This is a genomic window from Nocardia stercoris (assembly GCF_003696265.1).
In the GTDB taxonomy this organism is placed as follows: Bacteria; Actinomycetota; Actinomycetes; order Mycobacteriales; family Mycobacteriaceae; genus Nocardia; species Nocardia stercoris.
Window position 1 is genome coordinate 138,522 of record NZ_RFFH01000009.1, and the last position, 21,662, is coordinate 160,183.

19 protein-coding genes are annotated in these 21,662 nt (G+C 69.3%); 10 read left to right on the plus strand and 9 right to left on the minus strand.

Features of this window, described 5'->3' with window-relative positions:
• Positions 1 to 130 precede the first annotated feature (130 nt).
• Entirely contained in the window at positions 131 to 1,045 is a 915-nt protein-coding gene (gene pdxS / locus EBN03_RS21160; RefSeq protein ID WP_199742899.1) for a pyridoxal 5'-phosphate synthase lyase subunit PdxS, read from the plus strand.
• Between the two features lie 87 nt (positions 1,046 to 1,132).
• On the opposite strand, the gene EBN03_RS21165 is transcribed toward pdxS, so the two are convergent.
• From EBN03_RS21165 to pdxT, 3 genes are all read right to left on the minus strand, one after another.
• Positions 1,133 to 1,462, minus strand: coding sequence for a YbjQ family protein (locus EBN03_RS21165; protein WP_199742904.1), 330 nt, complete (start codon positions 1,460 to 1,462; stop codon positions 1,133 to 1,135).
• Positions 1,463 to 1,808: 346 nt separating this feature from the next.
• Complete coding sequence (locus tag EBN03_RS21170; protein WP_122189824.1) at positions 1,809 to 2,561, minus strand: YebC/PmpR family DNA-binding transcriptional regulator; 753 nt, start codon at positions 2,559 to 2,561, stop codon at positions 1,809 to 1,811.
• A 48-nt stretch (positions 2,562 to 2,609) separates the two neighbouring features.
• Positions 2,610 to 3,221: a pyridoxal 5'-phosphate synthase glutaminase subunit PdxT gene (gene pdxT / locus EBN03_RS21175; RefSeq protein ID WP_122189825.1), complete on the minus strand. Its 612-nt coding sequence runs from the start codon at positions 3,219 to 3,221 to the stop codon at positions 2,610 to 2,612.
• Between the two features lie 237 nt (positions 3,222 to 3,458).
• On the opposite strand from pdxT, the gene EBN03_RS21180 reads away from it, so the two are divergent.
• A complete protein-coding gene (locus EBN03_RS21180; protein ID WP_233608506.1) occupies positions 3,459 to 5,291 on the plus strand; it encodes an APC family permease in 1,833 nt (610 codons plus the stop codon).
• 97 nt (positions 5,292 to 5,388) lie between these two features.
• Here the strand turns inward: EBN03_RS21180 and EBN03_RS21185 are convergent, their stop codons facing one another.
• On the minus strand, positions 5,389 to 6,231 hold the full coding sequence (locus tag EBN03_RS21185; RefSeq protein ID WP_122189826.1) for an acyl-CoA thioesterase: 843 nt from the start codon (positions 6,229 to 6,231) through the stop codon (positions 5,389 to 5,391).
• A gap of 41 nt (positions 6,232 to 6,272) precedes the next feature.
• Between EBN03_RS21185 and EBN03_RS21190 the strand changes: the two genes are divergently transcribed.
• Positions 6,273 to 6,881, plus strand: a complete 609-nt coding sequence (locus EBN03_RS21190) for a nucleoside/nucleotide kinase family protein (RefSeq protein ID WP_122189827.1) — start codon at positions 6,273 to 6,275, stop codon at positions 6,879 to 6,881.
• Between the two features lie 13 nt (positions 6,882 to 6,894).
• On the opposite strand, the gene EBN03_RS35700 is transcribed toward EBN03_RS21190, so the two are convergent.
• Positions 6,895 to 8,880, minus strand: coding sequence for an alpha/beta hydrolase-fold protein (locus tag EBN03_RS35700; RefSeq protein ID WP_233608507.1), 1,986 nt, complete (start codon positions 8,878 to 8,880; stop codon positions 6,895 to 6,897).
• 83 nt (positions 8,881 to 8,963) lie between these two features.
• Entirely contained in the window at positions 8,964 to 10,301 is a 1,338-nt protein-coding gene (locus tag EBN03_RS21205; RefSeq protein ID WP_122189828.1) for a DUF2254 domain-containing protein, read from the minus strand.
• Between the two features lie 337 nt (positions 10,302 to 10,638).
• Between EBN03_RS21205 and ruvC the strand changes: the two genes are divergently transcribed.
• From ruvC to ruvB, 3 genes are read left to right on the plus strand one after another with little or no spacing between them, the layout of a single operon-like run.
• On the plus strand, positions 10,639 to 11,208 hold the full coding sequence (gene ruvC / locus EBN03_RS21210; RefSeq protein WP_122189829.1) for a crossover junction endodeoxyribonuclease RuvC: 570 nt from the start codon (positions 10,639 to 10,641) through the stop codon (positions 11,206 to 11,208).
• Entirely contained in the window at positions 11,205 to 11,807 is a 603-nt protein-coding gene (ruvA, locus tag EBN03_RS21215; RefSeq protein WP_122189830.1) for a Holliday junction branch migration protein RuvA, read from the plus strand. Before ruvC ends, ruvA begins: the two co-directional genes overlap by 4 nt.
• A gap of 6 nt (positions 11,808 to 11,813) precedes the next feature.
• Complete coding sequence (ruvB, locus tag EBN03_RS21220; RefSeq protein ID WP_122189831.1) at positions 11,814 to 12,917, plus strand: Holliday junction branch migration DNA helicase RuvB; 1,104 nt, start codon at positions 11,814 to 11,816, stop codon at positions 12,915 to 12,917.
• Between the two features lie 34 nt (positions 12,918 to 12,951).
• On the opposite strand, the gene EBN03_RS21225 is transcribed toward ruvB, so the two are convergent.
• The 3 genes from EBN03_RS21225 to EBN03_RS21235 all read right to left on the minus strand — a co-directional run bounded on the left by EBN03_RS21225 (position 12,952) and on the right by EBN03_RS21235 (position 16,272).
• The gene (locus EBN03_RS21225) at positions 12,952 to 14,274 is read right to left on the minus strand and encodes a lipase family protein (RefSeq protein ID WP_233608508.1); all 1,323 of its coding nucleotides are present in this window, start codon (positions 14,272 to 14,274) and stop codon (positions 12,952 to 12,954) included.
• 261 nt (positions 14,275 to 14,535) lie between these two features.
• Positions 14,536 to 15,579 carry a hypothetical protein gene (locus EBN03_RS21230; protein ID WP_122189832.1) on the minus strand — a complete coding sequence of 348 codons (1,044 nt, stop codon included), beginning with the start codon at positions 15,577 to 15,579 and terminating at the stop codon, positions 14,536 to 14,538.
• Between the two features lie 123 nt (positions 15,580 to 15,702).
• Complete coding sequence (locus EBN03_RS21235; protein WP_122189833.1) at positions 15,703 to 16,272, minus strand: DivIVA domain-containing protein; 570 nt, start codon at positions 16,270 to 16,272, stop codon at positions 15,703 to 15,705.
• A 101-nt stretch (positions 16,273 to 16,373) separates the two neighbouring features.
• On the opposite strand from EBN03_RS21235, the gene EBN03_RS21240 reads away from it, so the two are divergent.
• The 4 genes from EBN03_RS21240 to secF all read left to right on the plus strand — a co-directional run bounded on the left by EBN03_RS21240 (position 16,374) and on the right by secF (position 21,590).
• Positions 16,374 to 17,876, plus strand: a complete 1,503-nt coding sequence (locus tag EBN03_RS21240) for a flavin-containing monooxygenase (RefSeq protein ID WP_233608509.1) — start codon at positions 16,374 to 16,376, stop codon at positions 17,874 to 17,876.
• Positions 17,877 to 18,072: 196 nt separating this feature from the next.
• The gene (yajC, locus tag EBN03_RS21245) at positions 18,073 to 18,483 is read left to right on the plus strand and encodes a preprotein translocase subunit YajC (protein WP_122189835.1); all 411 of its coding nucleotides are present in this window, start codon (positions 18,073 to 18,075) and stop codon (positions 18,481 to 18,483) included.
• A gap of 90 nt (positions 18,484 to 18,573) precedes the next feature.
• Positions 18,574 to 20,373: a protein translocase subunit SecD gene (gene secD / locus EBN03_RS21250; RefSeq protein ID WP_122189836.1), complete on the plus strand. Its 1,800-nt coding sequence runs from the start codon at positions 18,574 to 18,576 to the stop codon at positions 20,371 to 20,373.
• Positions 20,370 to 21,590, plus strand: a complete 1,221-nt coding sequence (gene secF, locus EBN03_RS21255) for a protein translocase subunit SecF (protein ID WP_122189837.1) — start codon at positions 20,370 to 20,372, stop codon at positions 21,588 to 21,590. The genes secD and secF overlap by 4 nt, the downstream gene beginning before the upstream one ends.
• The last annotated feature ends 72 nt before the right edge of the window (positions 21,591 to 21,662 follow it).

The following is a 21,662-nucleotide window of genomic DNA, read 5'->3' on the forward strand; positions in this document are numbered from 1 at the left end:
GGGCAGTGCTGGACCGGTTCGGCCGGTCCAGTGGTGTCGGACTGGCTATCAAGGCTGCCGCACCCGGCGCATAGAATCGTGGCGTTCCGACCGTGGAACGATCGTCCCTCGACATGAGCAGGAGTTTGCCGTGAGCGCGCCCGAAGCCCCCCAGACCACCGAGACCACTGTGGGGACCTCCCGTGTCAAGCGCGGCATGGCCGAGATGCTCAAGGGTGGCGTGATCATGGACGTGGTCAACGCCGAGCAAGCCAAGATCGCCGAGGACGCCGGCGCCGTCGCCGTCATGGCGCTCGAGCGGGTGCCCGCCGACATCCGCGCCCAGGGCGGTGTCGCCCGGATGAGCGACCCGGACCTGATCGACGGCATCATCGAGGCCGTCTCCATCCCGGTCATGGCCAAGGCCCGCATCGGCCACTTCGTCGAGGCGCAGATCCTGCAGAGCCTCGGCGTCGACTACATCGACGAGTCCGAGGTGCTGACCCCGGCCGACTACGCCCACCACATCGACAAGTGGCAGTTCACCGTCCCGTTCGTCTGCGGTGCCACCAACCTGGGTGAGGCGCTGCGCCGGATCACCGAGGGCGCGGCCATGATCCGCTCCAAGGGCGAGGCCGGCACGGGTGACGTGTCCAACGCCACCACCCACATGCGCAAGCTGCGCGACGAGATCCGGCACCTGCAGTCGCTGCCCGAGGACGAGCTGTACGTGGCCGCCAAGGAGCTGCAGGCGCCCTACGAGCTGGTCCGCGAGGTCGCGGTCACCGGCAAGCTGCCGGTGGTGCTGTTCACCGCCGGTGGTATCGCCACCCCGGCCGACGCCGCCATGATGATGCAGCTCGGCGCAGAGGGCGTGTTCGTGGGTTCCGGCATCTTCAAGTCCGGCAACCCGGCCGAGCGGGCCGCGGCGGTCGTGAAGGCCACCACCTTCTACGACGACCCGGACGTGCTGGCCAAGGTGTCGCGCGGTCTCGGTGAGGCTATGGTCGGCATCAACGTGGCCGACATTCCCGAGCCGCACCGCCTCGCCGAGCGCGGCTGGTAAGCACTCCTACGACGACCGACGGCTCCGATCCACGCGGGATCGGAGCCGTCGGTCGTTCCGGAGCATGTGGGGCTGCGGGAGCCCGGATCAGCTCTGCTCGATCGGGCGGATGAGGATCGCGGTGCCGTACGCGGCGACCTCGCTCATCGTGTTGGCGATCTCGTTGCAGTCGAAGCGCATCGCGATCACCGCATTGGCGCCGAAAGCCATGGCGTGGTTGCACATTCGCAGAATCGCCTCGTGCCGCGAGTGGTACAGCAACTGGGTGTATTCGGTGATCTCACCGCCACCGAGCGAGCGCAGGCCGGCGGTGAAGTTCGCGCCGATACCCCGGCTGCGGACGGTCAGTCCGGCGACCTCACCGAAGACGCGCACGATCTCGTGGCCGGGCACATCGTTCATGGTGGACACCAGGATCGGGAACTGCGGCGGCGGCTGCTGCCCCTGCGGCGGCATGCCCGGCTGCGGCATCCCCGGCGGCATACCGGGCTGTGGTATTCCCGGCTGCGGCGGCATTCCCTGGGGGTTCTGCGGCGGCATTCCCGGCCCCGGTTGCTGCGGATACTGCGGGGGGTAAGGCTGATTCACGCGCGCAGCGTACCCCGCGCCGCCCGGGGCGGCGGACCGTGACACCCCGCCCGCGGCAAGCGCACTCGGCCGACGTCGCCGCACCGCGGCTTCGAACACCGGGTATGCGGCACAAAGCCGAAGGCCACCCGACGCGGCGTGCCGCGTGGGTGGCCTTCGAGCGGAACCGCGGGGCTCAGTCGTCGAGCTGAGCCATCACCTCGTCGGAGATGTCCACGTTGGTGTAGACGTTCTGCACGTCGTCGGAGTCCTCGAGCGCGTCGACCAGCTTGAACACCTTGCGGGCGCCCTCGACGTCCACCGCGACGCTGGTGGCCGGCTGGAAACCGGACTCGGCGGAGTCGTAGTCGACCCCCGCCTCCTGCAGCGCGGTACGGACCTGCAGCAGGTCACCCGGCTCGCTGATGATCTCGAACGAGTCGCCGAGGTCGTTGACCTCCTCGGCACCGGCGTCCAGCACGATCTCGAGGATGTCGTCCTCGGTGCGGCCGTTCTTCTCGAGCGTGACCACGCCCTTGCGGCTGAACAGGTACGACACCGAACCCGGGTCGGCCATGTTGCCGCCGTTGCGGGTCATGGCCACGCGCACCTCACCGGCGGCGCGGTTGCGGTTGTCGGAGAGGCACTCGATCAGCACGGCGACGCCGTTGGGGCCGTAGCCCTCGTACATGATGGTCTGCCAGTCGGCACCACCGGCTTCCTCACCGGCGCCACGGCGACGGGCCCGCTCGACGTTGTCGTTGGGGACCGAGTTCTTCTTCGCCTTCTGGATGGCGTCGTAAAGCGTCGGGTTTCCGCCAGGGTCACCGCCACCGGTACGCGCCGCGACCTCGATGTTCTTGATCAGCTTGGCGAAGAGCTTGCCGCGCTTGGCATCGATGTTGGCCTTCTTGTGCTTGGTGGTGGCCCATTTGGAGTGGCCGCTCATTCCCTACTTCCTTCGCTCGGGGTCGGGCAGGCAATTACGCCAGTCTACCTACGGGCGGGATGCGACCTGTTCGCGCACCAGGTCCACGAACATCCGGTGGACCCGCAGGTCCCCGGTCACCTCGGGGTGGAACGAGGTCGCGAGCACGTTGCCCTCCCGGATCGCGACGATTCGCCCGGCCGCGGGGCCCGCCGGCACCCGCGCCAGCACCTGGGCACCGGGCCCGGCGTGCTCGACCCAGGGGGCGCGGATGAACACCGCGCGCAGCGGCTCGTCCAGGCCCGCGAACTCCAGATCGGTCTCGAACGAATCGACCTGACGGCCGAAAGCGTTGCGGCGCACCGTCATATCGATACCGTGCAGCGCCTGCATATCGGGCCGGGTGTCGAGCACCTCGCTCGCCAGCAGGATCATGCCGGCGCAGGAACCGTAGGCCGGCATCCCGTCCTTCAGCCGCGCGCGCAGCGGTTCCAACAGGCCGAACACCTCGAGCAGTTTGCTGATGGTGGTGGATTCCCCGCCGGGCAGGACCAGGCCGTCGACCGTCGCGAGTTCGGCTTCCCGGCGCACCGTCACCGGGTTCGCTCCGCACACGGTCAGGGCGTCGAAATGTTCGCGCACGTCACCTTGCAGTGCGAGCACGCCGATCGTCGGTTTCACCCGACGAGCATACGGCGGGCCCTCGGCCGCACCGGAAGCCGTGGCCGGGCGGAACGGGTGTTACCGCTGAGCGGACGCTCACCGTCGGGGGTCCCATACACGCCAGGTGGCCGGGTATCGCTATCGCTACTGGTCCAGGGCTCGAGCGAACGGAAACTGTGTGTCTCCTGTCACTGGGCCGTCAAAAAATCGACCCCAGGGTTTCAACTTCGCGCGCGGAAGGGAACACTCGCCCGAGTGACCGAAGTCGTTTCAGGCACGGGCAAGCCCGCCGGCGTATCCGCCGGCGGCACGCACCGTGGGCTCACCGTCGCCACCGGGCTAGCCGGACTGTCGCTGGACGCGATGGCCTCCGTCGCCTATGGACCCGAGGCAATCGTGCTGGTTCTGGCCGCGGCCGGGAGTGCCGGACTCGGCATGACGTTGCCGGTGACCCTGGCCATCGTCGTGCTGCTGACCGTGTTGACCGCCTCCTACCGGCAGGTGATCGCCACCTTCCCCGAGGGCGGCGGCGCCTACGCCGTGGCGAGCAAGTATCTGGGCCGGCGGACCAGCCTCGTGGCGGCCGCCGCGCTGATCGTGGACTACGTACTCAATGTGGCGGTGTCCATCGCCGCCGGAGTGGCGGCCCTGACCTCGGCGGTCCCGGACCTGCTGCCGTACACGCTGTGGATCTGCCTGGCGGTGCTGGTCGGCGTCACGGCGCTGAACCTCGCCGGGATCCGGGAGAGCGCCCGCGCCTTCATGATTCCGACGGTGGTGTTCGTCGGCGGCATCCTGCTGGTGATCGTGGCCGGGTTGCTGCGCGGGACGCCCGCCGCCGTCGAGACCGGCGCGGTGATCGGCGCGCACGGTCGCACAATCGGAATCCTGTTGCTGCTCAAGGCCTTCTCCAGCGGCTGTGCGGCGCTGACCGGTGTGGAGGCGATCGCGAACGCGGTGCCCAGTTTCAAGGCGCCGGCGGTGCGGCGGGCGCAGCGCGCCGAGGTCGTGCTCGGGGTGGTGCTGGGCGTCATGCTGATCGGGCTGGCGACCCTGATCGGCAAGTTCGCCGTGCGCCCGGTCGAAGGCACCACCGTGCTCTCCCAGCTCACCGAGGCCGCGCTCGGTCACGGATTGCTGTACTACGTGGTGCAATTCGCGACCGTGCTGCTGCTGGCCATGGCCGCCAACACCTCCTACGGCGGCCTGCCCACCCTGACCAAGATCCTCGCCGACGACAATTGCCTGCCGCACCGGTTCGCGGTCACCTCGCCGCGGCAGGTGTATCGCTACGGTGTTCTGGCCCTGGGCATTTCATCGGCCGTGCTGCTGGTCGGCGCGGGCGGGAACATGAACGCCCTGGTGCCGCTGTTCGCCATCGGGGTGTTCGTCGGCTTCACCATCGCGCAGGCCGGCATGGTCCGGCACTGGCTGCTGGCCGGCTGCCGCGACTGGCGGCTGGCGCTCAACGCGTTCGGCGCCGTGCTGACGTTCGTGGCCGCGGTCGTCACCACGGCCATGAAGTTCAGCGACGGCGCCTGGGTGGTGGCGGTGGTGTTGCCGCTGCTGGTGGCCGGCATGGAACGGATCCGGGTCGTCTACCACTCGATGGAGGGCTGCCGCGGCGCCGGCTGTATGCCCGCGCCGCCGCAGGCCACCGGGACCGTGATCGTGGTGCCGGTGTCGGAGGTATCGGAACTGTCGCGGGAGGCGCTGTCGGCGGCGATGTCGCTGGGCCACGACGTGGTCGCGGTGCACGTGGGCCTGCCCGGCGAGAACACGACCGTGTTCACCAAGGCGTGGGAGGCCTGGCACCCCGAGGTGCCGCTGGAACTCATCGACGCTGGTGACTGCACCGTCGGCGGCCCGGTGGCGCGGTTCGTCCGGGACAACTTCGACGGCCGGCGCAAGGTGGTGCTGATCGCCGAAGTCGAACCGCCCGGCGGCTGGCACCGGGTGCTGCCGAGTCACCGCAGCGACGAGCTGGAACGCACGCTGCGCAAGCTGCCCGACACGGTGGTGTGCCATCTGCGGGTACAGGTGGCGCCGCAATCGCAGCCGGGCCGGATCCAGGCTCGCCGGAGCTGAGCGGATTCCGCAGCGCGCGGGGCCGGGCAGCCGCTGCGGCCCACATCGCGGCACGGATATCGATCGTCCGGTGTCCGGCCGGACGGGGCGGTACCGATCAGGCGTCGGGGCCCGGGGGTGTGCCCGGGCGCACGTCCCGGATCAGGCCCTCCTGCACCACCGAGGCGACCAGGTTGCCCTTCAGGTCGAAGATGCGGCCCGCGGTCAGGCCGCGGCCGTGGTGGGCCGACGGCGAGAACTGGTCGTAGAGCAGCCATTCGTCGGCCCGGAACGGGCGCAGGAACCACATGGCGTGGTCGAGCGACGCGTTCTGGGTCGGCTCGTCGCGGTGCAGCACCTTCGACGAGCCGAGCAGCGTCATATCGCTCATGTAGGCGAGCGTGCAGACGTGCACGATCGGGTTGTCGGGCAGCGGATGCTTGTACTTGAACCAGACCTGCTGCTGGGACGCCAGGCCCGGACGGTGGGTGACCTCCTCCTGCGGCAGCACTCGGATGTCCCAGTTCTCCCACTCGCGCATCATCCAGAGCCGCTCGGCCGACAGCGCCGCGGTCGGGTCGGCGATCGACTCCGGCGGCGGGACCACGGGCATCTCGTCCTGGTGTTCGGGTCCGGTGTCGCCGATGTGGAAGGAGGCGGACATGGTGAAGATGGCTTCGCCGTTCTGGATTCCGGTGACCCGCCGGGTCACGAAGGAACGGCCGTCGCGGATCCGGTCGACCTGGTAGACGGTCGGGTGTTCCGGATTGCCGGGACGCAGGAAGTAGCCGTGCAGCGAATGCACCTGGAACTTCGGATCGACGGTCCGCACAGCCGAGACCAGCGCCTGGCCGGCGACCTGGCCGCCGAACGTGCGGGGCAGCTGGCTCTGCACCTTGGCGCCGCGGAAGATGTCACGTTCGATGCGCTCGATCTCGAGGGCCTCTTCGATGGTAGCCACCGGCCCAGGCTAGATGATCGCGCTCGAGCGAACATGGACCAGTGCCCGTCTTCACACCGATCTCGCCGGAAGCGCTGCGGCGAACCGTCGCCGACCGACTCGCCGCCCGTCCGGGACGGCTCGCCGTCGCGGTGAGCGGGGCCGACGCCGCCGATCCGGTGCGATTCGCGGAATCGGTGGCGCAGCTGCTGCGCGACGCGGGGCGGCCCGCCGCGGTGGTGTCGCTGCACGACTACGTGCGGCCCGCCTCGCTGCGCCTGGAATTCGGCCGCGACGAATATTCCTACCGCACCGCCTGGTTCGACTACGCGGGACTGGATCGTGAAGTGCTGCAAGCGTTGCGGGCGCACGGCCGCTGGCTGCCGGCGCTGTGGGACGAGGCGGCCGACCGGTCGGCAAGGGCCGCACCGCGATCCGCGGCCGCGGACCTGATCGTGTTCGTCGCCGGCCCGATGCTGCTCGGTCGCGGGCTGGGGTTCGACCTGACCGTCGAACTGCGGATGTCCGCTGCGGCGCTGCGGCGCATCGTCGTGCCGGACGAGGAGTTCACCGTCGAGGCACTGCTGCGCCACGGTCACGACCAGGCCGAGGAGCCGGATCTGCTGGTGGCGTGGGATCACCGCGACCGCCCGGCGATGCGAGCGCGGTGATCCCGGCCGGGTGTCAGTTCGCCGGTACCGGCAGTCCCACGCTCGCCACCACCCACGGGAACGCGGAACCGAACGCCGCGGCCGCGAACTGCCAGGTGTGACCGCCCTTGCTGGTGTGCACGGTGCAGTCGATGCCGACCGCCCGGCCTTCGGTGCACAGTTTCTCGGCGGCGCCGAATTCGCCGGTGTCGAAACCGTTTCCGTCCTGGCCACCTATGCCGACCTGGCTCTCCGGCACCTTCGGCAGGCGGAAGCCCTGCGGCATCCGGGGCAGGTCGGCGCCGGGGTTCGGCGTACCGGGACCGGGCTGGGGTGCGTCGTTCCCGGAGGCCTTGGGTCCGTCGGCCTGACCGGCGGCGTAGGCGTCCGGGTCGAAGCCGGTGACGGTGCCGTCGGGCGCGGTCTGCACGCCCGGGACTCGCGTGCCGGCCGGTACCTTCGGCGGGGTGAGGTCGTCGAACAGGCCGGTCACGCCGGTGTAGAGACCGTGCGCGGCCATCACGGTCTGCGGGTCGAAGGCCGCCCATTTCGCCGCGTCGCCGCCGTAGAGCCGCCGGATCGTCTGCTCCTTCGTGCCCGACGCCGGACCCAGGTCGCCGGCGATGTCGACGAAGGTGTGGAACAGTTCCGGGTGCATGACGGTCAGATCGACCGCGCAGGTGCCGCCCATCGACCAGCCGATCACCGCCCAGTGCGCCGGATCCTTCGCGGCGTTGAACGTCGACTCCACATACGGCACAACATCGTCGGTCAGATGTGCGGCGGCCCGGCCACGCGGGCCGTCGACACACTCGGTGTCGTTGTTGAACGAACCGCTGGAGTCGGGGAAGACCAGGATCGGGGCCTGGCCGTTGTTCGCCCGGGTGAACTTGTCGATCACCGGCATGATCTGACCGCTGCGGACCCAGTCGGCGGGGGTGTTGAACTCACCGGCGATCATCATCACCACCGGCAGCGTCGGTGCCGTCGCGCCGTGGAAGTAGGCCGGGGGCAGGTACACGTATTCGGTGCGGTGCTTGAAACCGCTGGCGTCGTCGGGAATGTCGACCGGGACGATCACACCGGTCGCTGGGTCGGTGTCGCGCATACCGGCCAGCTGGGCCATGTCGGTCTGGTGCGGCAGTGGGCCCGCGGTGAACGCGCTCCACGCCGCCTGCCAGGTGGGGTAGTAGCCGACCCATTGGTTCAGCACCACCAGCGAACTGGCCGCGGTCAGCGGAATCGCCAGCACGGCGGCGAGGCGGTGCCACCACCGGGTCCGCGGCCAGCCGACGACGGCCACCGCAATCGCCGCGGCCGTGCCGCCGACACACACCCAGAGCAGTACCGGCGCCGGGTCGGAGGCCAGGCCCTCGTCAGCCATGTACTGCCGAGCCGCGAATGCGGCTGCGACACCGAGGATTACGCAGATGGGGAAGCGGATCAGCCACCAGCCGCGGTCGAAGGCGAAGAGCGGACTGCGGGCAACGGCGGTCGAGGCGGCATCCGCACCGACGGAGTCCGGGCGGGCGGCAACGGCGGTCGAGGCGGGATCCGCACCCACGGAGTCCGGGACTGCGGCGACGGTGGTCGTGGCCGCTGACTCGGCGGCATCGGCCGAGGCTGTGGCAGCGCCCGCTGCGGCCTCCGCGGTCGCATCGTCAGTGGTGACGGTGGTGTCGCCGCTGACCTGCGTAGTCACCGTGGCCTGCGGGGCGGCGTCCTGTCCTGCGGTGGTCGCCTGTGGTGCGGCGGCGAATCCGAGCATTCGGCCGAGCGGCCCCTGGCCGCGCCTCGGCGGGAACGGCCGGACGACGCGCACCACGGCCAGCACCAGCAGCGCTACCGCGATCAGTTCGATGGTCTGCGGCAGCCAGCCGTGCAGCAGCGAGATTCCGTGACGGAAATTCCCGTACGGGTGCGGATTCGACTCCGGCATCGCCGGCGGGGGCGGGGGAGCCACCGCGGCGGGCGTCGCAGCGGAAGTCGGTGTCGGTACCGGCGAGGTCGGCACATCCATCGGCGCAGGAAACACGGGCGTCATTGTTTCCCGGCTACCTCGAGGTTCGCTGTGAGCACACTCCGAGTCGCGGCGACGGCTTCTCAGACACCCTGATGGCCCAGTGGCCGCCGGCGTGCCTCCAGCTCGGTGTAGAGGGCCTGACAGCGCCGCCGGACATCGGCGCGGTCGGCTTCCTCCGGGATCAGCTCGATCTGCCGCTCGATCATGGTGGCCTGCTCGTGCACGACCCGCAGCCGCGCCGGATCGGTGGCCCGGTCGGCGATCTGGGTCAGGGCGTCGAGTTCCCGGATCATCACTGCCGGTTGTCCGGCGGCGGCCTGGCGGATCTTCTCGAACGCACGTTGCACCAGCCGGTCGTAGCTGACCTGCGCGGCGATCACCCGGATCCGGCCGTCGCGACCGCGGCGGACCTGCTCGGGCTGCCAGGAGCCCGCGATCCGGCCCAGACAGTCACCGAGCCAGTCGATGCAGGTCAGTGCGGTGAACACATCGTTGATGGCGGCGGACAGGGCGCGCAGGGCGATCTCGACGATCTGGTCGACGCCGAACGACACGTCCTGCACCAGCGTGCGGGTGGCGCCGGTGACGTGGCCGCGCGCGAACGTCGCCGCGATCTGCGACACCGCCTCCGGCGGCCAGACGGTCGCCACCACCTGGCCCTCGGTGAGGAAATGCCCGGGCCGATATGGCAGATGGACCACCGCGTCGTATTCGGCGGCCAGCCGCACCAGCTGCTCGTAGCGGATGTATTGCAGGTAGCCACTGCTGGTGGTGCGGACCGGGCCACCCTCGGTGTCGAGCAGTGCGAGCAGCTCGGATGCGGACGGCCCGGCCACGTTGCCGGTCCGGGTGTGGTCGGTATTGGCCTCGATCGCGATGCCGACCTCCCGCGCGATATCCGCGATGACGTTCGGCAACTGGATCTGGGTGGCGATGTGGTTGATGAAGTAGATCAGGACACCCAGGTCGGCCACCAAGGAGGCGATCGACACCGTGGTGCAGAGGTGCGGCACGAATTCCGGGCCGGTGACCACCAGCGCGAGCACCGCGTACACGAACGTGGCCACGAAGGTACCCAGGGTGACCTGGGTGCCACGGTCGCGAATGAAGTTGCGCAGCATGCGCGGACCGAACTGGGTGGACGCCAGCGTGAGCGCCACGACCGTGATGGAGAAGACCACGCCGACGACGGTGATGATGGCGACCGCGATGGTGGTCAGCACCTGCCGGGCGGTATCGGGGGAACCGGTGATCACCCAGTTCGGCATCGAGAACTGGCCGCGATAGGCCGCGTGATCGAAGGCGACGGTCAGCAGGAACAGCACGACCGCCGCCACGACCTCGAGCATCGGCACGAACCACAGATTGGTGCGCAGCGTCTCCCGGCGGCGATCGGCCTCGAAATAGACGCCTCGCACGACGTGCCTCCTTCGCGCGCACTCCAGCCGAGACTCCCGGCTCCCGTGTGTTGAAAACTTACACGCCAGGCAGCGGATCGACGACGAAAATCCGGTCGCTGCAGATCGGGCACCAGGGAATATCGGCGCCGCACGTGCGAACCCGGGCGGCCGCGCGAGCGCGGCGAACCCGTGCCAACCGAATTCCACCAAAGCGGGTCCGGGCGGGGGACATTCGTCTCGCCCCTACATGCGCGCCACCGATCCTCTCGATCTCGGCGTCCGGTGTCGATCGCCGGCGGGGCGCCGGTTGTCGGTTAGACTTCGAACAATTGTTCGCCGATCGGGAGGGTGTCTCGTGCGGGTCATGGGTGTGGACCCGGGGCTGACCCGGTGCGGGCTGAGCATCGTCGACGGGGGGTCCGGGCGGAAGGTGACACCGGTGGCGGTGGATGTCGTTCGCACGCCGCCGGAATGGGAGCTGGCGCAGCGGTTGCTGGTCGTGGCCGACGGCGCCGAGGCGTGGCTGGACAAGTACCGGCCCGAGGTCGTCGCCGTGGAACGGGTGTTCTCCCAGCACAATGTGCGGACCGCGATGGCCACCGCGCAGGCCGGCGGCGTGATCGCGCTGGCCGCCGCCCGCCGCGGTATCCCGGTCGCCTTCCACACGCCCAGTCAGGTGAAGGCCGCGGTGACGGGGAACGGCACCGCGGACAAGGCTCAGGTCACCGCTATGGTGACCCGTATCCTCGGTCTCGCCGTCGCCCCGAAACCGGCCGACGCCGCCGACGCGCTGGCCCTCGCCATCTGCCATTGCTGGCGGGCGCCGATGCTGGACCGGATGGCGAAGGCCGAAGAACTCGCGGCGCAGGCTCGGCGTCGCTACGCCGAACGATTGGCTCAGCAACGAAAGGCGGTGTCGCGGTGATCGCGTCGGTACGCGGTGAGGTTCTCGAGATCGGGCTCGACCACGCGGTTCTGGAAGCCGCGGGAGTCGGGTACCGGCTCAACGCGACCCCGGCCACGCTCGCCACGCTGACCCGCGGCGCCGAGGCGCGGCTCTACGCGACCATGATCGTGCGCGAGGACTCGATGACGCTCTATGGTTTCGCCGACACCGAGGCGCGGGAACTGTTCGGGCTGTTGCAGACCGTGTCGGGGGTGGGACCACGGCTGGCGATGGCGGTCCTGGCCGTCCTGGAACCGGAGGCGCTGCGGAAAGCCTTGGCGGAGAGCAATATCGCGGCCCTGACCCGCGTCCCCGGGATCGGCAAGCGCGGGGCGGAGCGGATGGTGGTGGAGCTGCGCGACAAGGTGGATCTGGTTGCGGTGCAGGACGGACCGCCGGGATCGGGTCCGGCCGTGCAGACGCCGGTGCGCGACCAGGTCGCCGAGGCGCTGACCGGGCTGGGTTTCCCGCTGAAACAGGCCGAGGCGGCGGTGGAGTCGGTGCTGAGCGAGCGTCCCGAGCTGGATACCTCGCAGGCGCTGCGCGCGGCCCTGGGGCTGCTGGGGAAGAACCGGTAGCCCCGCATGTTCGATTCCGATTCCGCCGCCGATTCCGGGCTGTTCGACCCCGAATCCCCGGTCACGCCAGAGTATGTCGAGTCCGACGGAGATATCGAGGCCGGACTGCGCCCGAAGTCGCTGGCGGACTTCATCGGCCAGCCCCGGGTGCGCGAGCAGCTCCAGCTGGTACTGCGCGGCGCGCTGCAGCGCGGGGCCACCCCCGATCACGTATTGCTGTCCGGCCCACCGGGATTGGGTAAGACCAGTATGGCGATGATCATCGCCGGTGAGCTCGGGTCCGCGCTGCGCATCACCTCCGGGCCGGCACTGGAGCGCGCCGGTGACCTGGCCGCCATGCTGAGCAATCTGGTCGAGGGCGACGTCCTGTTCATCGACGAGATCCATCGCATGGCCCGCCCGGCCGAGGAGATGCTCTACCTGGCGATGGAGGACTTCCGCGTCGACGTCGTGGTCGGGAAAGGTCCCGGCGCCACGTCGATTCCGCTCGATATCGCCCCGTTCACCCTGGTCGGCGCCACCACCCGATCCGGCGCGCTGACCGGCCCGCTGCGCGACCGGTTCGGCTTCACCGGTCACATGGACTTCTACGAACCCGTAGAGCTGCAACAGATCCTGGAGCGGTCGGCGCGAATCCTGGGTATCCGCATCGAATCCGACGCGGCCACCGAGATCGCCGGCCGCTCGCGGGGCACGCCGCGGATCGCCAACCGGCTGCTGCGCCGGGTCCGCGACTACGCCGAGGTGCGGGCCGACGGCGTGGTCACCCGCGCGGTGGCGCGGGCCGCGCTGTCGGTCTACGACGTCGACGACCGCGGCCTGGACCGCCTCGACCGCGCGGTGCTGGGTGCGCTGGTCCGCGGCTTCGGCGGTGGGCCGGTGGGTGTTTCGACCCTGGCGGTCGCCGTCGGTGAGGAGGCCACCACCGTCGAGGAGGTGTGCGAGCCGTTCCTGGTGCGGGCGGGATTGGTCGCGCGCACCCCGCGCGGCCGGGTCGCGACCGCGACCGCCTGGGAGCATCTGGGCCTGGTACCACCGCCGGACCTGGTGTTCGGTTCCATCGACGTGCGCGGGCACGAGACGCAGGGCAGCCCCGGACAAGCGGTCTAGGGCGGGTTTCGACGCCGTAGTCCCGACTCGCGCGCTATGCGCCACCGAGCGACATGGACGGCACCGTACGGATCGAGCAACCGTCAGGCGCGGGCTGCCCCGCCAGCCGGTCATCGATCCACCGCAGGGCCGCGGGAATCGCGGCGACTTCGAGACTGGGGTGTTCGCTGAGTTCGTCCCGCGTATAGGTGACGGGCGCCGCCCCGGTTGCGCACCAACCCGCCACCGTCTGGTCGACCGGTCCGATGTGGACGATCTCGTCGTCCACGGCGTGATAGAAGAACAGCGGCACGGTCGGTGTCGTGATGCCGTCGATCTCGTCGAACGACGCGTGTAGTTGCTCCAACACTTGCGAAAACGGGATCGTCAGGTAGTCGTCCATGTGCACGAACGCATGCTGTTCCACGTCCGGCACCGAGCATTGGGCGCCGCCCGCGGCCATCAACGCTTTCCCAGCAGGCGTCAGATACGTGTCGAAAGCCGCCGCTATCCGCGGGTCGGCGCGCATCGTGCCCGGCAGCAGCGACAGCAGGAAGCCGGAGAACGGGCCGCCGTCGAGCGACTTCATGTACATGTCCAAGGGCTCTGCCGCACCGAACGCTCCACCGCCCCGCGCAACACCGACCAGTCGTACTTCGGGAGCGTAGGTCGGTTGCACCTGCGCGATCCAAGCGCTGCCCCATGAGCCGCCGGAGTAGCCATACGCAGCAACCGGAGTATCGGTCCCCGACAGGCTGAGCGGCGCGAAAGCCTCGGCTGCGCGCACTCCGTCGAGCGCGGTATAACCCGGCTGATTCGGGGTGAACAGCGCCGAGTTCGCTCCCTCCCAGTCGGGTACGGAAATCGCGTGACCGGACGACAACATCTGGCCGATCTCGATGAAATCCAGCGAGGCGTCGTACTTGTGGTCCATCGGGACCGCTCCCTGCCGGAGCGTGAACGAGGGAGCGCACTGCGGGGACGAGGAGTCTTCGGCAGACTGATAGCTGATCAGGCCTTTGACCTGCCCGGTTCGTGGCCGCAGCACCGTCGTCACGGTCGTGATGGGCTGACCGGCGTTATCGGTCGTTCGATACAGCAACTGCCAGGCTTCGGCATCCTGCGCTTGTGGCCCCATCGAGGCCACCTCGACGGGGCGCGAATTCAGAATGGTGCCCGGCGCCTGCGACTCCCAGCCCGACGGCGGAATGTAGAACGGGTCGTTCTGCGGAATCGGCAGCGGATCAGCGCTACCGACCGCCGTCGGAGCACCGGTAAAGCACAACACGGCCGAAGCCGCGATCAGAACCGAGCGCAGCTGACCGCGCTTGGCCACTGACCGCGGTGCACCACAGGTTGATTCGACACTGCCCATCATCGGACTTCCCTCCCCGGTGGGACCGCCTCCCGCGAATCCCCTTTCACGGCGGTGAGAGTACATCCCCCGATCGGGATGGATACCTGAATCGACGACGTAGATCGCGGCGCCCTGCCGCCCACGCCACCGGGTGACCGCACCCGACGGTGCGCGCCGTCGGACCGTGCTGGGCGGCTTGGGCCACGGTGGTATCGGAAGACGCGCTCGCGCTTGCGGGTACGCCGAGGGCGCAGCGGGCCCGAGTCTCGAATCTGATGCAGCTCAGGATTTCCCGACCGTGGACAGGATCTTCGTGGCCTGGTCGGCGCTCAGTTCGTCGGCCGTGCCGCGGTCGGACAGGATGGTCAATACCAGCGAGCCGCTGCCGTCCGGCGCGGGGAACGCGAAGGTGTAGACGCTGTAGGTGGTCGTTGTGCACCCGGGCGGATTCGGGGCCCACGACCCGTCCACCTGCGCCCGTTTCCCGCTGATGCCGGCGGTACTGGTGAACGCCGTCGGCGGCGTGAGCCGGCCGCCGCTGACGTCGCTGTAGCCCTCGGGCGCCTGCGCCGCGGTCGTGGCGATCTCGGTCGCCGCCGCGCCGAGGTCGCTGCCGGTGACGGGAACGACCATCGCCTCGGTGCGATACGCGGAGCCCGGGCAGTACGCGGCACCGGTATAGGACTTCCCGGTACCGGTCACGGTGGCGGCGGTTCCGTGCAGCGTGACCGAATCCGCTTCCGGCACAACCCAACCGAGCGGCACCTGATAACCGATCCCGGTGCCCGCCACGGCGACCGGCCGGTAGCCGGGCACGGCGGCCGCGGTGGTCGGCGTGGTGCCGGCGGCGGTGGTCGAGGAGTGGTGCCGGGACGCGAGGACGGCCGCGGTGATCCCACCGCCCACGAGCAGCACCACGACGGCGACGATCGCCACGATCGGTCCGGTGCGGCGGCGGCGCCGCGGCGAGACCGTGAGCGGGAACGGTGTGCTCGGATATCTGGTTCCGCCGCCGTGCGGATATCCGTACGGGACACCGGGTTGCGCCACCGGATGGCTTCCGGTCCCGGGGTATCCGGGCTGCGCGGCGGCCGGGTACGACCCCTGCCCGCCGTACACCGGTTGCGCACCGGTCTGGCCGTATTGCGGTGCGGCGTATTGACTCTGGGCCGCAGCGCTCCACGGCGAAACCTCGGCGGGCGCGGCCGGCGGTGCGAGAGCGGGCGATTCGGCGGGCCGTCCGGCCAGCAGGGTCGGATCCGTCTGTGCCGGAGTATCTTCCGGCTGGGCGCCTGCCTGGTTCCACCAGTTGTCGTTGTCCGGCACCGTCCACCTACCTCGTCGTCGCACCGCGGACCGCGCCGGGACGGGCGCACCTGCCCCGAGTCCGTATCAGCAGGTTACGCAACCGGAGCGGGCGCGGCGGGGTGAGCGGACGGAATTGTGGTGCTACGACCGGGCGTGTTCGCGTACGGCCCGTTCCTCGGTCTGCAGGGTCCGCACCACGACGTCGACGAAGGCGTCGACCTCGTCGCGGTGATAGGCCGCGCGGCCCGCGGGTGCGGTGCAGAAGCCGATGGTGCGCACCTCGGAACTGGTCAGGCCGCCCGGCCCGGTGTGGGCGAGGGTGGCCGCGACCCGGCCGAGGAAGACGTCGACCTCGTCGGCCGGGTAGCCCGGCCGGTCCTGCGGCGGCGGCGAGAACCGAAGGCGCCGAATGTCTTCCGGGGTGAGGATGCGGCCGCCGGTGCGCCGGCGGCTCTCACCGCGGCGGGCCGACTCGAGGTCGACGCAGGCGCGGTCGAGGAATTCGTCGACGTCGTCGCGATGGTAGCCCCGGTGTCCGAAGGCGGTGGCGGAGAACGCGTGCTGGCGGATATGGGCGGTGGTGAGGGCCCCGCGCCCGCTGAAGGCCTGGGCGAGGGTTTCGCAGAATGCGTCCACTTCGGCGATGTCGTATCCGCGGTGTCCGAAGGGAGCTTTGGGGAACCGGACGTTCCGTACATCCTCGGGAGTCACGCGGCCATTCTTGCAACAAATGGCGGCACAGTCTGGCGATTCGTCCACCCCTGGCCGTGCGCGTCCATTTCGGATACTGTGAGACTTCGAATACTTCAGGTATGGGAGATGGTCGCGTGGCAGGACATTACGACGCCGTGGTGGTCGGCGCCGGATTCGGCGGCATGGGTGCCGGCATCCAGCTGGACCGGATGGGACTGCACGACTACGTCATCCTCGAGCGCGAGGACGACCTGGGCGGCACCTGGCACGTGAACCGATACCCCGGACTGGCCGTGGACATCGCCTCGGTCACCTACTCGTACTCCTTCGAACCGAACCCGAACTGGTCGCGCCTGTTCGCGCCGGGCGACGAACTCGAGCAGTACGCCCACCACGTCGCCGACACCTACGACCTGCGCCGCCGCATGCGCTTCGGCACGACGGTGTCGGGCGCCCGCTGGGACGACGAGAACGAATTGTGGACGGTCTCGATCGAGGGCGGCGAAACCCTCACCGCTCGGTACCTGCTCACCGCGACCGGATTCCTGTCCCAGCCCTACACCCCGCCGTTCCCCGGCATCGAGGACTTCGCGGGCACGATCGTGCACACCACCGCCTGGGATCAGGACCTGAACCTGACCGGGCGCCGGGTCGCGATCATCGGCACCGGCGCGACGGCCGTGCAGCTCGTCCCCGAACTGGCCCGCGCGGCCGCCGAGCTGACCGTCTTCCAGCGCACCCCGATCTGGGTGGTGCCCAAGGTCGACATGCCGATCCCGGCCGCGGTCCGCTCACTGTTCGCCGCGGTCCCCGCCACCCAGCGCGCCGCCCGGCTGGTCAACACCAGCGCCCTGGAACTGCTGATGGTCACCGGCGTCCTGCACTACAAGCAGCTCAAGCTCGGTAACAAGGGCGCCGAACTGCTGGCTCGCGCCCACCTGCGCCGCCAGGTCCGCGACCCCGAGACCCGGCGCAAGCTGACCCCGACCTACGACTTCGGCTGCAAGCGGCCGACCTTCTCCAACACCTACTTCGCGACCTTCAACGAACCGCACGTGCGACTCGAGACCGGGTCGATCGACCATGTGGCGGCCGACGGGATCGTTACCGTCGGCGGCCACAAGACCGAGATCGACACCCTGGTCCTGGCCACCGGATTCAACCTGTGGGACGTCAACTTCCCGGCCATCGAGGTCATCGGCCGCGACGGTGTCGACCTGGGCAAGTTCTGGCGCGAACACCGGTTCCAGGCCTATGAGGGCATCACCGTGCCGAAGTTCCCGAACTTCCTGTCGCTGAACAGCCCCTACTCCTACAGCGGCCTGTCCTACTTCACTACCATCGAGGCCCAGATGAAGCACATGGGCCGGCTGTTCGGGGAGATGCGGCGTCGCGGTGCGCGGGTGTTCGAGGTGACCGAGGCCGCGAACGCCCGGTTCCTGGACAAGGTCACCGACAAACTGGGGTCCTCGGTGTTCTACGGCGGCGACTGCGCGAGCTCGCGCAGCTACTACTTCAACCAGCACGGCGAGGCCGCGCTGCTGCGTCCGAACAGCACCCTGACCACACATCGCCACGCCACCCACTTCCCGTTGGACGACTACGACTACCGTGTGGGCTGAGTCACCCCGGCACCGTGGACGGGTCGCTCGCGTGGATGCGGTACCTGCCGTGCCACGCGGTCGGCGAGAAGATGGCAGACTGGGGTACTAGGCTGGCCGTCCGGCGGACCGTGGCGCACTCGCGCACGACACTTCGGCGCGGCTCGCACGACAAGTCCACTGCCCACTTCAACCACACCTAGGACCGAATCAGACCATGGGTACCCTGCTGTTTCCGCTGCTGCTGGTGGCACTGATGGTGCCGCTTTTCCTCAACACCCGCCGTCAGAAGCGGGAAATGGAGAAGGTCAACGCCATGCGGGACGCCCTGCAGGTGGGTGACCGCGTGGTCACGACCTCCGGCCTCTACGGCACCGTGGTCGACGTCGACGACGAGACCATCGATCTCGAGATCGCCGAGGACGTCGTCACGACGTGGGAGAAGGCGGCCATCCTGCGCGTCCAGGCCGACGACACCGCGGTCGAGCCGGGCACCGGCGACGCCGCGGCGGCCACCGACGCCACCGATGTCGAGGACGAGGACGAGGACACCGACGCGGCCACCGAGACCGCCGGCACCGTGCCCGACTCCGCCGAGGACCTGACCGCACGCTCGACCAAGGACTGAATCGCCCGGCGCCGCCGTCCGCCTCCCGGCCGGACGCCGGCGCCGACGCGTGTCCGTATGTTCCACCTCACCGCCTAGGAGACAACGACTGTGCCACCTTCCAAAGGAACGGGGCATCCGCTGCGGTTGCTCGGCGTCTACGCCGCACTATTGGCCTTGATCTACGGTCTGGTCTTCTTCACCGGCGGCAATCAGCCGCACGCCAAGCTCGGTATCGACCTGCAGGGTGGTACCCGGGTCACCCTGACCGCTCGCACTCCGGACGGGAAGAGCCCCAGCAAGGACAGCCTGAACCAGGCCCAGCAGATCATCGAGTCCCGCGTCAACGGTCTCGGTGTCGCGGGCTCCGAGGTTCGCATCGACGGTGACAACCTGGTCATCACGGTGCCGGGTCAGGACGGCGACCAGGCCAAGGCCCTCGCCTCCACCGCGAAGCTGTACGTGCGCCCGGTCGTGACCTCGCAGCCGGCCGCGGCCGGCAAGAACGCGCCGACCTCCGGTCAGCCGACCGCACCGGCCACCACGACCCCGGCCCCGGCGCCCAGCTCGGCGCCCGCCCCCGCCCCGACGACCGAGGCGCCGGCCGCGGGTGAGGTCCCCCCGGCGACCGAGGGCGCACCGCAGAACCGGGTCTTCCCGCAGCAGGCGCCCAACGACCAGCCGGTCGAACCGGCCAACCCGGCCGAGGTGCCGCCGGCCGACCAGCAGGTCCCGCCGACCGCCGAACCGACCACGACTCCGGCGCCCGCGCCGACCGACGACCTGACCCCGCAGCAGAAGGCGCAGCAGGAGATCGACGCCGCGCGCGCGGTCCGCCAGAACGCGGACCCGAAGGCGCTGACCGCGGCCATGTCGAGCATGGACTGCAGCAAGGCCGACCCGCTGGCCGGTAACGACGACCCGAAGCTGGCGCTGGTCACCTGCTCCACCGACGGCCAGACCGTGTACCTGCTCGACAAGAGCGCGATGGACGGCCAGCAGATCTCCGACGCGGTCGGTCAGTTCGACACCCAGAACTCACAGTGGGTGGTCGACGTGACCTTCAACTCCGGTGGTGGCCAGGCGTGGGGTGACCTCACCAACAAGTACGTGCAGAAGCAGCTGGCCTTCACCCTGGACTCCAAGGTGGTCAGCGCGCCGGTCGTGCAGCAGGGCAACCAGTACGCCGGCAACACCCAGATCAGCGGCAAGTTCACCCAGGCGGCGGCCAAGGATCTGGCCAACCAGCTGAAGTACGGTTCGCTGCCGCTGTCGTTCTCCACCTCCGAGGCGGAGACGGTCTCGGCGTCGCTGGGCCTGTCCTCGCTGCACGCGGGTCTGCTGGCCGGTGGTATCGGCCTGATCGCGGTGCTGCTGTACTGCCTGCTCTACTACCGCATGCTGGGCTTCCTGGCCGGTCTGTCGCTGATCGCCTCCGGGTTCGCGGTGTACGGGATCATCGTGCTGCTGGGTCGGTGGATGAACTTCACCCTGGACCTGGCCGGTATCGCCGGTCTGATCATCGGTATCGGTATGACCGCCGACTCGTTCGTCGTGTTCTTCGAACGCATCAAGGACGAGATGCGCGTGGGCCGCAGCTTCCGTTCGGCGGTTCCGCGCGGCTGGAAGCGCGCGCAGCGCACCAACCTCTCCGGTAAGACGGTCAGCTTGATCGCCTCGGCGGTGCTGTACATCATGGCCGCCGGTCAGGTGAAGGGCTTCGCCTTCACCCTCGGTATCACCACGGTGCTGGACGTGATCGTGCTGTTCCTGGTCACCGCCCCGCTGATGATGCTCGCCTCTCGTTCTCCGTTCTGGGCCAAGCCGTCGGTGAACGGCCTCGGCGCGGTCCAGCAGGTCGCGCGGGAACGCAAGGCCGCCGACAAGGCCCTCGAGGAGGCCCGACGATGACCAACCCCAGTTCCGTCCTCGAGGACGAGTCCGGCATGGACGACCGCCCCGTCGTGGAGCGGCCCAAGCACGGGCTGTTCGAGCGGTTGTACACCGGCACCGGCGGTTTCCAGATCGTCGCCAAGCGCCGCATGTACTACGCGATCAGTCTCGCGTTCGTGGTGATCGCCGTGGTGAGCATCGGGGTGCGCGGTTTCACCCTCGGGATCGACTTCGCCGGCGGTACCCGCATCCAGGTGCCGGTTTCGGCGGGCGTGACCACCTCGTCGGTGGCCGACGAGTACGCGAAGGTGCTCGGTCATTCGCCGGTGTCCACCCAGCAGATCGGTAACGGGACGTCCGCGTCGATCGAGGTCCGTTCGGACACGCTGACCGACGCGCAGTCGCAGAAGCTGCAGACCGCGCTGGTGGACACGTTCCACCCGAAGGACGCGCAGGGCAACATCAGCCGCAAGGCGATCTCGATCGCCGAGATCAGTTCCACCTGGGGTGATCAGATCACCCACAAGGCGGGTTGGGCGCTGTTCTGGTTCGTCCTGCTGACCATGGTGTACATCGCGATCCGCTTCGAGCGAGATATGGCGTTCGCGTCGATCGCCTCGCTGTTCTTCAACCTGATCGTCACGGCCGGGCTCTATTCACTGGTCGGCTTCGAGGTGACACCGGCCGCGGTGATCGGTCTGCTGACCATCCTCGGTTACGTGCTCTACGACAACGTCGTGGTGTTCGACAAGGTCGAGGAGAACACGCGCGGCGTGTTGCACCGTAACAACCGCACCTACGCCGAATACGCGAACCTGGCGGCGAATCAGACGCTGATGCGGTCGATCAACACCACGATCATCGGCATTCTGCCGATCGTCGGCATGCTGGTGATCGCGGTCTGGCTGCTCGGGGTCGGCACGCTGAAGGACCTGGCGTTGGTGCAGCTGGTCGGCATGATCGTCGGCGCCTACTCCTCGATCTTCTTCGCGGTGCCGCTGCTGGTGTCGATCAAGGAGAAGTGGGGTCCGGTCGCCGAGCACACCCGCAAGGTGAAGGCGAAGCGCGCCGCGTCGGCGAAGGCACGGGCGACCGCCGCGGCGGCCGAGCGCGCCGAGTCCGCGCGGGTGAAGGCGCAGGGGCCGGTGGACATGCCCGAGCCTCGGATGACGGATGCCGGTGCGCCCGTGCCGGGTTCGCGCCCGGCGGGTAAGCGTCCCAAGCGCAGGTCCTGAGCACGAACCGGCCCGGCGACCGTGTCCCTGACGGGACATCGGTTCGCCGGGCCGTTTTCGTTCGGTAGCGTG

Coding starts and splice junctions, on each gene's coding strand:
- EBN03_RS21170 (WP_122189824.1), bottom strand. CDS start 2,561: ATGAGCGGCCACTCCAAATGGGCCACCACCAAGCACAAGAAGGCCAAC.
- EBN03_RS35700 (WP_233608507.1), bottom strand. CDS start 8,880: ATGGATGTGCCGACCTCGCCGGTACCGACACCGACTTCCGCTGCGACG.
- ruvB (WP_122189831.1), top strand. CDS start 11,814: ATGTTCGATTCCGATTCCGCCGCCGATTCCGGGCTGTTCGACCCCGAA.
- EBN03_RS21225 (WP_233608508.1), bottom strand. CDS start 14,274: ATGATGGGCAGTGTCGAATCAACCTGTGGTGCACCGCGGTCAGTGGCC.
- EBN03_RS21240 (WP_233608509.1), top strand. CDS start 16,374: ATGGGAGATGGTCGCGTGGCAGGACATTACGACGCCGTGGTGGTCGGC.
- yajC (WP_122189835.1), top strand. CDS start 18,073: ATGGGTACCCTGCTGTTTCCGCTGCTGCTGGTGGCACTGATGGTGCCG.
- secF (WP_122189837.1), top strand. CDS start 20,370: ATGACCAACCCCAGTTCCGTCCTCGAGGACGAGTCCGGCATGGACGAC.